The sequence below is a fragment of the Acinetobacter sp. 742879 genome, from assembly GCF_000588535.1.
GTDB lineage: Bacteria > Pseudomonadota > Gammaproteobacteria > Pseudomonadales > Moraxellaceae > Acinetobacter > Acinetobacter pittii.
Map to the genome: position 1 here is coordinate 565366 of NZ_JFYC01000001.1, position 14489 is coordinate 579854.

At 40.2% G+C, this 14489-nt stretch carries 12 protein-coding genes; all 12 read right to left on the minus strand.

The genetic code is table 11. From position 1 onward, the window contains the following. Window positions 1–120: 120 nt before the first annotated feature. Window positions 121–1284, minus strand: coding sequence for a hypothetical protein (locus J690_RS07440; protein ID WP_032035112.1), 1164 nt, complete (start codon window positions 1282–1284; stop codon window positions 121–123). Further along, entirely contained in the window at window positions 1277–2605 is a 1329-nt protein-coding gene (locus J690_RS07445) for a TolC family protein (RefSeq protein ID WP_032035114.1), read from the minus strand. Before J690_RS07445 ends, J690_RS07440 begins: the two co-directional genes overlap by 8 nt. Next, window positions 2602–4188: a GH3 family acyl-acid amido synthetase gene (locus J690_RS07450; RefSeq protein ID WP_032035115.1), complete on the minus strand. Its 1587-nt coding sequence runs from the start codon at window positions 4186–4188 to the stop codon at window positions 2602–2604. The genes J690_RS07445 and J690_RS07450 overlap by 4 nt, the downstream gene beginning before the upstream one ends. Further along, complete coding sequence (locus J690_RS07455) at window positions 4185–4973, minus strand: hypothetical protein (protein ID WP_171073723.1); 789 nt, start codon at window positions 4971–4973, stop codon at window positions 4185–4187. The genes J690_RS07450 and J690_RS07455 overlap by 4 nt, the downstream gene beginning before the upstream one ends. A gap of 188 nt (window positions 4974–5161) precedes the next feature. After that, window positions 5162–6709, minus strand: coding sequence for a DHA2 family efflux MFS transporter permease subunit (locus tag J690_RS07460; protein ID WP_032035117.1), 1548 nt, complete (start codon window positions 6707–6709; stop codon window positions 5162–5164). 24 nt (window positions 6710–6733) lie between these two features. Then, complete coding sequence (locus tag J690_RS07465) at window positions 6734–7795, minus strand: HlyD family secretion protein (protein ID WP_032035119.1); 1062 nt, start codon at window positions 7793–7795, stop codon at window positions 6734–6736. A gap of 730 nt (window positions 7796–8525) precedes the next feature. Beyond that, window positions 8526–8648, minus strand: coding sequence for a hypothetical protein (locus J690_RS24665; RefSeq protein WP_000737387.1), 123 nt, complete (start codon window positions 8646–8648; stop codon window positions 8526–8528). 168 nt (window positions 8649–8816) lie between these two features. Continuing rightward, on the minus strand, window positions 8817–10211 hold the full coding sequence (locus J690_RS07470) for a methylenetetrahydrofolate reductase C-terminal domain-containing protein (protein WP_032035121.1): 1395 nt from the start codon (window positions 10209–10211) through the stop codon (window positions 8817–8819). Window positions 10212–10284: 73 nt separating this feature from the next. Continuing rightward, window positions 10285–11052 carry an ADPR responsive transcriptional repressor NtrR gene (gene ntrR / locus J690_RS07475; protein WP_032035122.1) on the minus strand — a complete coding sequence of 256 codons (768 nt, stop codon included), beginning with the start codon at window positions 11050–11052 and terminating at the stop codon, window positions 10285–10287. Between the two features lie 60 nt (window positions 11053–11112). Next, window positions 11113–12606: a nicotinate phosphoribosyltransferase gene (locus tag J690_RS07480; protein WP_032035124.1), complete on the minus strand. Its 1494-nt coding sequence runs from the start codon at window positions 12604–12606 to the stop codon at window positions 11113–11115. A gap of 11 nt (window positions 12607–12617) precedes the next feature. Then, window positions 12618–13502 carry a phosphoribosyltransferase family protein gene (locus J690_RS07485; RefSeq protein WP_032035125.1) on the minus strand — a complete coding sequence of 295 codons (885 nt, stop codon included), beginning with the start codon at window positions 13500–13502 and terminating at the stop codon, window positions 12618–12620. A 182-nt stretch (window positions 13503–13684) separates the two neighbouring features. After that, window positions 13685–14488, minus strand: a complete 804-nt coding sequence (locus J690_RS07490) for a sulfite exporter TauE/SafE family protein (RefSeq protein WP_032035126.1) — start codon at window positions 14486–14488, stop codon at window positions 13685–13687. Window position 14489 lies beyond the last annotated feature (1 nt).

Sequence of the window (14489 nt, forward strand, 5' to 3'; positions counted from 1 at the left end):
GTCTCTTGCTCTAACGAACATTCACCATTTTGCGCATATGTTTGCTCAACCCTATTTAACATTCATAAGAATTGAGCAAATTTTTGCGCATTAATGACCTACAGCGAAGCTATATAAGGGTTAAATACGCCCGACTTCTAAGTACGGAATTAGGTTTTTATCAAAATGTGGTCTTGGGTCGCCCTCATAACTAATAAAACCATGCATTCCTGTTAAACGTTCGCCTTTATAAAACTGGTTTAACTGATAACGCGGGTCTTTATGGGAAAGCGTAAAACTCACCACACCAACGCCCTGTTGTTTTGACTTGTTATAGGCATCTTCAAGCATTTTATGATGCAAAGCTAAATCTTCGGGATGGCACATAAGCGTATGTAGCACATGGTACTTTATTGAATCACCAAGTTTAGGCAAACGCATACCTTTAGTAATTGGAGTCAATAAGTTGTAAATAGGTCTAAACACGCCAATGGTTGAACTGTAATGCAAAATTTTGGTTTGCTTAATACTGTGCTGATCCCATAAACCAAACATGCCCACCAGTTTTTCACCCTTAAAATAGAGTGAAAAGTCCGATAGTTTCATTCCTGAAAAATACTGATGACCATGAGCCAGTTCTTCAAAGTTATAGGCTGGAATAAAGTTATAAAACTCTGCCATGTCGGCAATAAACTGGTTCATAGCTTCCACGTGCTGAGCTTCTGCAACACAGCTACGAATCTCTTGAAGATCACTCTGTTTATCAACTTGCTTTAAAAAAGCCGTGATTTTTCTTTTTGCGCCTAAGTCAGTCAGGCTTAATGTCTCGATAAGCCCTTCATCATAATAATCGGGCATTCCTGTTTTACCTGTTTGAATGGCTGCCCGCGCAGCATGGTTATCATCAAAAATAATCATTTGGCTATAGTTCGGTTCATGCATGGTTTGTTTTACATGCTTTGCTAGAACCTTCACCAGTGATTTACCACGATAGTTGTGATCTACCCGTAAATCACCCGCGTACCGTAAGTTTTGAACGTTTCGATCGACATAACATGGGCGGTAACCATTGCTATAACAAGCGACATTCTTTTGACTCTCGGTGTCTTCAATCACAACATGTAGTTTATTTCGATAGACAATGTCAGACGCTCTAAAATAACTCGGTTCGCGCTGAAAGCTAATTTGTATGCCTTTAGTGGTCATTGGCACCGCAATTAAGTCTCGTAAAGCTTCGTCATCTGCCAAAGTTGCTTCACGGGTAATGAGAGTGCTGTCAGCAAGTGGTGTATTTGTTTTATTCATTATTCACCTGTTGTGCGGTCTGTGTAGGAACCAAACTATTTAAACGTCCCATTTGGTCGAGTAGCTGATAGACAAATACCACTTCGTCTTGGTCATTCACGGTTTTTTGGGTTTGTGCATCGAGTAGCTTTTGCTCGGTATTGAGCAAATCAAATGTCGTTTTGGTGCCGACATTAAACTCTTTACGTGTGTAGACAAAGGCAATAGATGCAGCCTCTATGGCATTTGCCAGAGCTTCTTTATTTTGTCGAATGGTTTGAAGCTGTGCATAGGTCGTGCGTGTACGCTTATTCAAATCCAGTTCAAGACTTCGTATTTTCTGATGAGCCAAATCGATATCGGCCTGTGCTTTTTTAACGTTGGCGCGATTTAAACCATCGTCATAGAGCGGTACATTGAGCTGCACCCCAACCATGTAGTTATTACTTTCAGAACCAATATAGCTTGCTTCATCTTGTTTTCCGGCACGGCTAGTGAGCATGACCGTTGGCCACAGTTCACGCTTAGTTAAAGCATATTGTTTCTCGGCAGCCTGCTTTTCGTATTTACTACGCATTAACGCTGGATGGTTTTTGGTTTGCGCCAAAATTTCATCTAAGCTCGCGGGAATAGCGGGTAGCTGTTTAATCGCAACAAGGTTATCAGGTGTTGTACCCGTTACTTGGTAAAACTGTGCTTCACTTACAGTTAAGTTAGATTGAGCTTGTGTGATATCGGCTTGGCCTTGAGCAACTTGCGCCAAAACCTGAGCCAAGTCCGCACGGGTAATCATTCCCACGTCAAAACGGCGCTTTGACTCATATAAAGACCGTTGCAGATTTGCCATGGTCTTTTGTCTGAGTTCTAAAATGGCTTTCTTTTTTAGTACATCGGTATAGACCATTACGGTATTTAAAATGGTTTCAGATCGTTGATCTGACAAACCTTGATTTTGTGCAGAAAGCTGACTTTCGGCAACATCTATTCCTAAACGGTGTCGACCAGAGGTATAAATCGGATAATCTGCCTGTAATTGCAAACTTCGACCTTTACGGTTTCCTTCGGTTGGAAACAGGACGTGTGAAGGCGTATCTATTCTTTCATAGTCAAGTTGCCCGACTAAATTGACTTTGAGTCCGTCACGCTGTTTGGCTTGCTCAAGCATAGCAGTGGATTGGTTTACGCTTAAACGGCTGACCTCAAGCTGACTTTCATGTCTTAAGCTGGCAGATAAAGCCTCCTCTAAAGTCATGGCATGTGTGTTCGACACAACCAACACGCCTAGATACAAGGCGTGTCGAAGTGTTAAAAACCGAGTATTAAATGGCTTCATCCCTTTCATAGTTGTTCCAAACTATTCAGAGTGACTTTTTTGAGTGGCTCAGGCTTGATATTGCCTTCGATAATGCCATCAAACATGACCAGTTTTTTATAGGCATTCCAACCATTATTGGCTTGGCGGATTTGAGGTTGGTCGAGCTGCCCCAAGTTTCGAGCAAGTTCGTAGTGGAAGTTTTGACGCAAGATACTGTCGATATATTCATTACTAATGCTGTGATGAATATCACCTTCAAAAAGTACGCAATAAAATGGTTTAACCTGTTGTTGGGTATCAATCGCAAGTAAAGAAATCGCTTTCGATTCGGTTTCATTTAACTGAGACAACAACTGTTGGGCAGTTTCAGGTGCGAGTTTTTCACCGACCAGATCGACTCCAAAACGTCGGCCTTGGAACTCAAAACATGGAATTTGCTCTATAAAACCTGTTACCCGTAAGCAATCATCCAAACTGTAGCGAAGTAAGCCATTGCCAGAGGTAATCAGCGGGCTGACCACATCACCTTGTTTAAGTTGCCACGACGGAATGATTTGCCCTTGTTTCTCACCCTCTAAATATTCAAATTCATAGAAATGACTTTGGTAGGCCAGCGGGTATTGGTCGTTATAGGGAATGGTGACTACACCTTCCGTCGCCCATAGTCCTTTACCTTCAAACTGAACACTGGGTAACTTCTCTTTTAATTTTTCGGCCCAAGCTTTTGAACCTGCGGTGTCCCAACTCGACACCAGACTTAACTTTGGCCAGAGCTTTTTAAAGTCGATCTGTGTGCCGTTTGAACTTGCAATTAAGGCTTGAGCACTTTCAGAGCTACGCGGTGCAGTCACTTCTTTTAATGAAGCCTGACGGTTACCCCATGAACCACTTTGTAAAACCTCAATCACGTCTTGTTGTAGCAACTCTAAACGTTCGAGCAATTGCAACGCAAAAGTTGGACTCCACACCGAAATCATGGCTAAGTTACGGTTTGCGACCAAATAGCAAATGGTGGCAAACAGTGCATCATCGGCATTGGCGGCAAAGGCAACATTACTTGGAACCGCTTGAGTAAACTTAGACAAAATTCGCTTACCTACACCAAGTAGCGCACTGTCATCATTTAGGTTTTTGTCTTTTAAAACTTCACGCTGGCTTTCAGGCAACCATGACACCGACCAATAATGTGTGCCCGAACTCAACTGTGGGCATTTGCGGTATAAACTCGCCATCCACGGCGCAATCGCATGGTCAAGTTCATCTAAAAACAGCTTGGTGTATGGAATAAACTTAATTTGTTCGCTCGAACCACTGGTTGGCTGGAAACGAACTAGCTTACTGCTAGAGAGTGAAAGTTTTTGTTCACGGTAAAGCTGAATGTCTTCTCGCCATGCGCCGTAACGTGTCGCAGGAAATGATTTTATAAACTGTTCATAGTTTTGAACCTTTTTATCTTTGGCAAAGGTCGAGGTCTGTAATATCGAATGCAAAATTTGACGTTGCGTGGTCTCTAAAGCATTAAACTGTTTTTGAAAATTACGGTCAGATGCATCACACCATTTTTTTAAAATTAGATGTGAGCCAAGCGTCAGCCATTCATTAGATTTCATTGGATGGCCTCTCTACGTTTTGTTTTATGTGTTACGCAAGCTTCAAACTTTCCTTTACTGGTCGGTTTAGTCATCAGCTTCACAGGGAAACGGGCTATGTCTTTCCAACCAAGACGACCAATACACGGCAGTTCTGTACCAGCTTTCCATGTCGGATTTTTTTGTTCAAAGAAATGAATATTTGGGTTCTTTTCTCTCATTTCGGGAGTAATTGGTGCGACTTCACCTTTTAATGGCTGATAGTCATCGCCAAAATTTAAAAGGCCAGCTTCACGGTCGTAGTACTCCCCAAAGAATTTTTCACAATAGTGCTCAACCACTTCCGAAAGATGCTGGTTTTCGTCTTTAATATTTGGGTAATAGACATAGTAGTTATTGGCAAGTAAAAGATAGGTCTTATAGCCCTTAGAAATGAGGAGCCAATAGAGTTCGTTAAATGGATATTTGATTCTAAGCTTAATCATAAGTTTGAGCATGGTACTTTGTAGACTACGCGTGCCCCAAAACTTCTTCAAAATAACCGTATCACCGCTAAATAACACTGTGTAGTCTTTACCGTTTAAGTAGAAATGCTGCACCACCACAGTCGAGAAACCGACAATCTCATCTGTTTCAGAGTCAAAAATTAAGATCGCACCGCTTTTATTTTGGAAATCATCTACGAAAATAGAAAATCTCGTATTTTCATAATACTGTTCGTAAATGGAATACATCACTTTTAATCGCTCAGTATCGATTTGCTCTTTTTCAAAATATTGACCATAAGTCGTGTTTTTCAGGTTCAATTTTGAAATTAGTTTATACGTTGTATTAATCATAATCCTTTAACCTTCCACCTCTAATTTGTGAGTTCCCCGATCTCATCAACCGATTTTTAGAAAACTCAGATCAATGTTCTTTTTCTATGAAGGGATACGTTTTGATATGCCCTATTGTTTTTCATTCTTTGAAAGCTGCCTTTATTTTTAAAAATCTACATATTCATTTTCTTCCCCCGATCCATAAAGATGGTTAAAAATGCGGTCACAAACATGATGATTGCGAGCATGCGTAATAAATCATTAAAACTCGATGTTAGTGCCTGAAAATGAATGTCGCGGTAAATCACACTGAGCGCGATTTGCTGGGCATTTGAGCCGACTTCTTGATATTGCGCCGTGAGTTGATCGAGTCTTTCTGTAAAAATCCAGTTTTGTGGTGTCATCCCCTGATTAATCTGGGTAACATGAAGCGCAGTCAGCCAATCTAAAGATGAGTTAATGAGAGCTAGTCCAACCGCGCCGCCAATATTACGCATCAGGTTATAAATACCGCTAGCATCGGCTACTTTGCTGAGTGGCAAAGTGCTCATGGCTAAATGCGACACCACAATCAGGCAAATCATGAGACCAATACCACGGTAAATTTGCGGCCAAAACATAAAGTCATAATCGCTATGAATGCTCAAATGTGAATTGAGCCAAACACCAAAGCCCGCCAAAATCATTCCGACAAATACGGTTTTTCGGGTATCAAAATTGGGAATGAGCCACGCAAGAAACGGTGCAAAGCAGAACATGACAATGCCTGTCACCATCATGACGTGACCAATTTGGCTACTATTCATTTCACGGACTTGCCCAAGAAACACGGGAATCATGTAGCCCAAGCCATAGAGCGCCATGCCAATCACAAAAGTTGTGATGGCACTTAAGGTAAAATTTTTGTTTTTAAATACGGATAAATCGAGCAAAGGCTTAGGCTGGGTAAAACTTCTAGAAAAGAAAATCATGCCCCCCACAACGCAGATTATAAACGCAATCCGAACGCCTGTGTCTGCAAGCCAGTCATGCCGTGCGCCTTCATCAAGGAAATACTCAAGCCCACCCAAAAACATCGCCATACCGACCAAACTAAACCAGTCCATGCTTTTAATGAGTGAATAGTTGGCACGGTCGATATTGGGGCCTGAGTAAATAACCGTAGCAATGATGATGCCCGGAATAATATTGATCAGGAACATCCAGTGCCATGAGAAATTATTAGTGAGCCAACCGCCAATGGTTGGGCCAATAGCCGGACCCAAGGTACTGATCATGCCAAACATGACCAAAGGCAATGAACGTTTTGGTTCTGGAAAAAGTAAGTACAACGCCGTCATGGAGGTCGGAATCATTCCACCGCCCATAAAACCTTGAATGCCACGAAAAACCAATAAACTTTCTAAGTTCCATGCCAAGGCACAAAGTAAAGAACTGACCGTAAAACCAATTGCACAGATGGTGTAATACACCCGTGTTGAAAGTACCCGCGAGACAATACTCGACATGGGAATTGCAATAATCTCGGCAATTAAATAAACCGTTTGCACCCAAGTGACTTCATAACGACTTGCACTCATACCAGCTTGAACTTCGTTTAGAGAACTCGCCACAATCTGAATATCAAGAATCGCCATGAAGTTGCCAAAAATCATGGCGGCAAAAATTGCCCATGCAGTTTTTGCTGGGAATCTCCACTCGGCCTCAAGGTGCTTATTCATTGGTTATTACCTAAAATTTTATTATTAAGTTCTTAGGTCAACGGTGGCACTCACCGACATTCCAGGTTTTATCAAATCAATATGTGGGCTTGAATCTATGGCAATACGCACAGGAATACGCTGAACAACCTTGTTAAAGTTGCCTGTGGCATTGTCTGGTGGCATAAGTGAGAAAGTCGCGCCTGAAGCTGGTGAAAAGCTCTCAATTTTTCCGGTATAGGTCAGGCTTGGGTAGGCATCAAGTTTTAATTTAACTTTCTGACCAATATGCATTTTTTCAATTTGGGTTTCTTTGAAGTTCGCTTGTACATACAAACTATTTTCAGGAATGATCGCCATTAAGCGGGTTTGCGGAGAAACACGTGAGCCTTTCTGGATTGCAAGGCTACCGATTTTACCGTTTACAGGACTGACCACTTTTGATGAAGCCAAATCGACCTGATACAGGTTTAAGTTTGCATTGGCACTTTGAATATCTGCTAGAAGCTGTGCTCGACTCGCTTGTAAACTCCCCAACTGAGCTTCTGCCGCATTTACGGCGGCTTGCGCTTTGCTGAGTTGAGCTTGGGCCGTTAAATATTGAGACTGAACGCCTTCAAAGTTTTGTCGGGTAATCACCCCATCTTTTAATAAATCTTGATAACGCTCAAACTCTTTTCTTAAACGAGTTAAATCAGCTTGTGCTGCCACTACGCCACTATGAGCTTCAGTAATTGAAGAGCGTGCAGACTTTTCATTTTGTTGTTGTACACCCAGTGCAGCTTCTTTCAAGCTGACTACTGAGCGGGCTTGGTCATAACGAGCTTGATAATCGCGGTGATCTAATAGCGCTAAAGTTTCCCCTTTTTTTACCACCTGATTATCGTTAATTAATAACTCCATTACTTCGCCCGAAATCTTTGGCATCACCCAAGTGACATCGGCTTGCACATAAGCATTATCAGTAGATTGATAGAAACGATATACAAAAAAATAATATAATATGCCAGCAAATAAAAATAACAGTAGGACACTAAAAACACCCCAAGTTATTTTCTTTCGGCTTTGGAAATTAGTATCAGTTTCTAGCTGAGCTACGTTATCCATATTCATTCCGCTTATTTGTAATATTCGATTTTTTATTTAAACCAATAAAATTATTGGTTTCTTTTTTACGTAACTTTTCACTTGGTTTTATACAATGAATCGTGACAGCGTAAAATTTGGTGCAAATTATGGTTCTTAAGTGAATTAAATATCATTGACCTATTTGCCAGATATTTTTTCTATTTATGTCAATAAAACATATTATATAAACTATATTAAAAAATTATGTAATTCTAATTTGTGGAGATTCTTTGTTAAAAAAATCCAAAAAAAACAAAGATAAGTATTTGTTAATAAATAATTTATAAGAATAGTAACAAATAGAGATATATGTTTGAATAGAGTGATTTATTTCACTAACATTAAGAATAAGTTTTATTGTGTAATCATTAAGTATTATTAATTAAAACAATATTTAATTTAAAAATGAGTTAACAATCAAAGTTGTTATACTTATAAATATAAAATATATATAAGTTATAAATATTATATTTTTCAAAAATAACAATATCCATAAAACAAATAAACGATATTTTTGATAAATAAGCCATCCTGATGACTAAAATAACTTATATTTTCCAGATAAAAATAATTTCAAACTCTTTATTTAAAAGCCGAACAAACCTTTAAAAATAGTGGTTTAAGTGATCTTTTACTTATATAAACCCTTAAAAATTTCTTCTAAAGTTATTCCAAATGAAAACCCACTCATTGAGTGGGCTTTTTATTACTAACCGTTTTGCCTGAGGTGATCTTGGAACTCTTGGTCGTGTATTTTGTTGTAATTAACAGGGTCGTAAACGCATCCAGTTAAAACAACAATTACAGTAAGTACAGCAACCAATTTTTTCATTGAGACAGCCTTTCCTTTAACGCAAAAGATTTGCTTTAAGTATACTCCTCGATAGGCGTTTTGATTGGACATAATTAAGGCAAACAATTGTTATTTTTAAATTATCACCGTGCTTTAGCATATCATTTGATTTTTTTAGCAAGATCAAATCAACGGTTAATACAAAACTTAAGCCTCAGTCGCTAAATACCAGTTTTTCCAAGAACTGGTTCCTCTCGTTTCAAGAGGCACCGTTGGAATCAGTTTCTCTTTTAATATTTCGGTTTGTTTAACCGCTTTGGCAAGTCTTGCTTTTACTGAGTGAATACATTCACGGTCACCAAATTCACAGCGGTCTAAAGTCGTACCGCCACAAGGCCCGTTGGCTAAACCTTTTGGACACGTTTCAGGGCAAATATATAAGGTATCACTTAAACGACACTGACCACAGCTTTCACAGCCCACTAGGCTATGTTTACTCAGCACTTCTGTTTTAATTAATACCTTAGCGACTAAAGCATTTTCCCAAAAGGATGCTTTAAAAATAAACCGCCCAACGCCTTTAGCAATTTTTGATCCAAACATTGCTTCATGCATAACATGTAGCTGACGATATTTAATTAATTGTTTAGACGTTGGCTGACGCGAAAACCGAGCAATTTCAGGCGAAAACTCTTTGCCTGACGTGATTTGCCAAAGTGAATTCCAAAGCTCTTCTAAGGCTTTAAGACTAAGATGTCTGTATTGCTCAATGTAGCTTTCAAGCAGCATTTGCTCTTCTGGTTTATGACAAGCAGATAAGTGAATTCCTGCAAAACCCAAATGTTTACATATCAAAATCTGTAAAGCACAGCGCAAATAAACTCGCTCTGTATGTCCTGCCTGTTTTTCATCTGCCAAGACTTTTAACATGTGTGGCGTAATTACAATACCAGCGACTTTATGCTTCACCATAAAATTGGCTCGGCCCAAAGTCAGTGGCATTACACAAGCCAGTATTTGCTGCGAATAATTGTTCTTTGTTAAAAATGATTTGACTTGTTTTAAGGCTTCAATGTCATAGCCCAATTGGGTAATGATAAAGTCAGCGCCTGCTTTAATCTTCTTATGCAGTTTTAAGTACTGTGCATCACGCTCAGCTTCGACATATTTAAATGGGTTAAAAGCAACCCCAATGCGAAATCCGCCGTGTTGCTTAGCTGCCATTACGGCGTTTACCGACTCTAGGTATCGGCTACGCGGCTGTCCATCTCGACCATTATGGTGTTCTTTGAGTTTATCGCCTGTAAGCAATAACAAGTTTTGAATATTGGCTGTTTGAGCTTGTTGTAAAAAGCGCTCAAAGTCTTGTATGTCTCGCGCCTTACCTGAAAAGTGTAAGACTTTCTCTATTGAGTCAGAGTAACTTTTGCTGGCTTCAAGCGGCGCAATATCATGATCTGAATGTACACGATCTGCCAATGTCATTGCAGCCGGATACCCTGCAAACTCATGTCTTACAGGATAAATTTCATGTAGTGAAGTGAGGTACTCCACCAACACAAAAAACTGGTTTTGCTGGAAGCAGGGAGAAAGGTGTGACATAGGCAAAGTGCTGATCAAAACATGACATCAATCATAAGCGCGGCATTATAAATCAAAAGCGCATAAATATGCGCTAGTCAGAAAGCTCATTGTTTTGCTTATCTTCACCCTCTTTATTTCTGGGTAATTCGAGTGAGCGAGGAAATATAAAATCGAAAGAATCGAGTGCATAGCGATAAAGCTGAGCTGGTCGTTTGCCCACAATTTTACTTTGATTGGTTTCTTCAACTGCACCTGCCTCTATCATACGGCGCCTAAACGCTTTTTTATCTAACGATTGCCCAAGAATAATTTCATAAATAGTTTGTAGCTCAGTCAGCGTAAACAACTCAGGCATGAGACTAGCTGGCAAAGCGGTATAGCGAGTTTTATTGGTGAGACGCTCTAATGCCAAGTTAAGCAATTCATTATGATCAAACGCCAATGCCAAATCTTTTGCTTTTGCTACAGGCACCCATTCGCTGTATTCAGCTAATGCTTGATGTTGATATGCATTAAAATCAATTAATGCAAAATACAAAATGGTTACGGCCCAACCACGCGGGTCACGTTTAGCATTGCCGACAGAGGCAACTTGTTCCAAGTAAGGTGAACTAATTCCTGTTTTTTCGACCAGCTTACTATAAGCCGTGGCCATCAAATCTTGATCGTGCTTTAAATCGGCAAAACCACCCGGTAAGGCCCATTGGTCTTTGGCTGGAAAGTTGGGCCGCTTAATGAGTAATACCTGTAACTGACCATTAAATACCGAGAAAATAGCCATATCGACAGTGAGTAAAGGTGCGTCATAATCTCGGCGATCATAACTGGCAAGGAATTCTTGTTCAGTTTGAATAGTCACGTTCAGTCTCTCAATGAAAATGATGAGCCGATATTCATGCAACGGCTCATCTAAACTCAGTTATGCGATGGATAAACGCTCACGTATTTGATCCAAAGTACACTCATATTGAAGTTTACCATTTTCAAAGACTGTTTTAAGTGCTCCACCTTGTTCTTGTTCGGCTGTTTGCTCATCAAACAAGGTAAAACCATTTTCACTTTCTTCGATGCGTAAAAGACCTTTCGCAGATTTTTTTACACCTGAGTCAGTAATTGGGTCTTTAAACAACTCACGGCCTACCCCATTCACTTGTCCCCAAGTCGCTTTCACAGCAAATCCAAAAGTATCGCGAGTTAAGTAGTTATAGGTAAAACTGCCAATCCCAAACACCAAGTTGTTTGAAGCAAAACCTTTGGCTTCAAGGCCTTCTAAAATACGCTGCGCACGCTCTAGAGTAATCGAGTCGCCGTAAATTAAACCAACACGTTCATTGAGTACTTTATAGCCTTGGTCAGTTATTGTACCGCCAAATACTTCCCATAAACATTCAACTGCACCTTTATATGCTGGGCTGCCGACTTCGGCGTCTGGGTCGCCGCACATAATTTTAACTGGGTCACCAGAGTCTGGTCGGAAAACCAATTTGGCCAAGCCTAAAGCATTAGGTTGTCTTGCCAGAATTTCAGGTTTTAAAGCCACCGTAAATTCTGTAATGACTCGCCAAAAGTCCCAAGTATCAGACACAATACTGACAACACCAGACGGATAAAGCTCGCAAATTAAACGCTTAAATGTTTCTAGCTCACTGTCTTCTGTGCCCATACACATCACACTGTGTTCGGTCGCTGGTACAGATACCCCAATCACCCCTGTGGCATTGTAATATTCTTCGGCATAGTCGATTGAAGCAACCGAGTCTGTTCCAATAAAACTAGTTAAGTGACCCACACCAGACTGAGCAGCATCATAAACTCCACTCATGCCACGGCTACTAAAATCGTGTCCTTGCACAGGCACAAAATCGAGTGGTGCGCCAGTTTTTACGGCATATTGTGTTAATAAGCGTTTGTATTCATAGGCAATTGTGGCCGTAGTACAGCTTTTCCAAAGCTCAGCACTTAATACGGTTTCAATATAGTTAGTTAACCAAAAGAAACGCGGGTCAGTGTTAATCACGGTAAGTACAGGTACACGCATATTGACGCGGCTACCTTCTGGCAATGCTTTAATGCGCAATGGTAAATAACCCAAGTCGTGTAACGCTTCAATGTGATCAACAGGTACAGCACCTTCACCTAATGAGCTATCCATACGGCGTTTATATGCTGCCACTACCTTGTCTTTAGGTTGTTTGAAAAAGCCTTCATTCCATGTATCGATTAAAAAGTGTTTGATAAAACCCTGAAGTCCAAAGAACACAACTTTATCGTCGAAGTCAGGTAACATCTTGGCGAGTCGAGATGAACGCGGTGTAAAGTTTGCATACACGTACTCTGTGCCTTCTGGATACTGACGTCTGTGATCAGCTTTATAAAAATCGATAGCATTTAATGGATTAAGTTTAATCGTCATCTTTGTTCTCTTTATTCTGCTGCAAAAGCAATTACTGAAATTTTGTCTGATGGTTGTTGTGGAAAGCTGTCTGAGGTAAACAGTTGGTCAAGCAATCCATCAAAAACCTCTATTCCTTTACTAAAAATACCGTGGGTCACATATAGAACGACCTTAGTGCAATTGAGGCGACGAAGTTCTTTGGCAATACCAATAAAGGTTGCACCACCGTCACAAATGTCATCGGTAATGACCGCTGTTAGACCTGATAAATCAGTTGCATGTACATGTGTACCTAAAATTTTGCCAGTCACTGGGTCACGTTTTTTATCACACTGAACAACAGTGATTGGTTGTTTGCGCTCAACATTAAAAGCGTCTGCAACCATTTGTGTGCGTGCTTTCGCCCCTTTGTCTGGGCAAATCAGCACGGTTTTTTCATCTTTTAACAATGTGCTCAGTGCCTCACTCTTTGCGATGATGTCGACTGAACTGACATTCACAACTTCGCTAAAAGAAGTATTTGCAGCGAGTAATGCTGTGGTTACTTCACTATGGCAGTCCCACACAGTGATTTTGCCTTGTTTGCCTTCTTTCTTATCCGCATTGATATTAAGTAGCTTCGTCATCACATCGAGTGAGAATGCTTGGCCTACTGCACAAATACGGTCCTGACGTGCGTATGGAAAATATGGAATTTCTAGGTCAACGGTTAAGCCTTGAGTCAGCAATATATTTTCAAGTAACAAATAGTCCATCACATCGTGACTTGAGGTCATTTTGGCGCGAACCAATACGTTGCCAGATAGTGAGTTCAATGTTTTCTCTTCAATTTGAACATGACGCTCGCCACCAGAAAACTGCGTGAATTTCACTGGAATTTCATTTCTTGCCGCATCTAAAAGTTGGATAGCCATATCATCCTCTTTTTGTCTGATGACCTTCGATGAATATATATTGGCATAAAGCCAATATATATTTCAAGTCTAATTTTCAAACTTTTTTCAAAGCCATTTAAGACATAAAATTTTCAGTTTTAGAGCATTTAGAGATTTGTTATTTAAGAAATAATTATTCTTTAACCAATTGAAATAAAAAATTAATTTACTAAAAGCATGACGAGCAGAACTATTATTAAAAGTAGCGGATACAACTTTGCCCGCCATAAATCAGGTAGTTTTGAAATAAATTTTTCTGAAAAATATAGCCCAATCCATGTTCCAGCAACCAAGAATAAAGCAGCTTCAAACCAGATTAGACCGATAAATCCGTTGGGTGTAGATTGCCAAAGTGACAATACGCAATAGGTCAGCGTTGCAGTTAAAGACAAAGGCAGCGTGAGAATGTTTGCAATAGCCGCGGCCTCTACCATAGAACTACCCCGCCGCCGTAACAAAGGAACTGTAATTACGCTTCCTCCAACACCTAAAAGTGCTGCAACCCAACCGATAACTCCGCCTTTAATGAGTTCACTATTTTGACTATAGTGTTGCTTTTGTCTTGATGTCACCATAAAGCCTGGTCGGTAATAACAATCAATAATGGTTACGAACACATAGCCCATAAATATCCAGCGAAGCCAATTTCCATTAAACAATGAGGCCATTACCGCACCAACAATTCCACCAAGTGCAATACCACCCCATAAAAGGCGGATTTGTTGCCAATCTATATGTCCAGACCGATAGTGTCGAAAGCTTGCAAAACTTGCCGAACACAGCATGACAAAAGCTGATGTAGCTACGGCGATTTGCATGGCATGTATGCCGACATTACTTTCATTGCTCCACTTTTGAATAATGACTGTATAAAGCAAAGGCACAGCAACAAAACCACCGCCAAAACCAAATAACCAAGTGGTTATGCCTGAAAGTAGTCCAAATAAAAATAGCTCATATAGCATC

Bases quoted from the DNA above. Each gene is read 5' to 3' on its own strand.
- J690_RS07470 (WP_032035121.1), bottom strand. From the start codon at position 10,211: ATGTCACACCTTTCTCCCTGCTTCCAGCAAAACCAGTTTTTTGTGTTG.
- J690_RS24665 (WP_000737387.1), bottom strand. From the start codon at position 8,648: ATGAAAAAATTGGTTGCTGTACTTACTGTAATTGTTGTTTTAACTGGA.
- J690_RS07445 (WP_032035114.1), bottom strand. From the start codon at position 2,605: ATGAAAGGGATGAAGCCATTTAATACTCGGTTTTTAACACTTCGACAC.
- J690_RS07490 (WP_032035126.1), bottom strand. From the start codon at position 14,488: ATGCTATATGAGCTATTTTTATTTGGACTACTTTCAGGCATAACCACT.
- J690_RS07465 (WP_032035119.1), bottom strand. From the start codon at position 7,795: ATGGATAACGTAGCTCAGCTAGAAACTGATACTAATTTCCAAAGCCGA.
- J690_RS07450 (WP_032035115.1), bottom strand. From the start codon at position 4,188: ATGAAATCTAATGAATGGCTGACGCTTGGCTCACATCTAATTTTAAAA.
- J690_RS07440 (WP_032035112.1), bottom strand. From the start codon at position 1,284: ATGAATAAAACAAATACACCACTTGCTGACAGCACTCTCATTACCCGT.
- J690_RS07485 (WP_032035125.1), bottom strand. From the start codon at position 13,502: ATGGCTATCCAACTTTTAGATGCGGCAAGAAATGAAATTCCAGTGAAA.
- J690_RS07460 (WP_032035117.1), bottom strand. From the start codon at position 6,709: ATGAATAAGCACCTTGAGGCCGAGTGGAGATTCCCAGCAAAAACTGCA.
- J690_RS07480 (WP_032035124.1), bottom strand. From the start codon at position 12,606: ATGACGATTAAACTTAATCCATTAAATGCTATCGATTTTTATAAAGCT.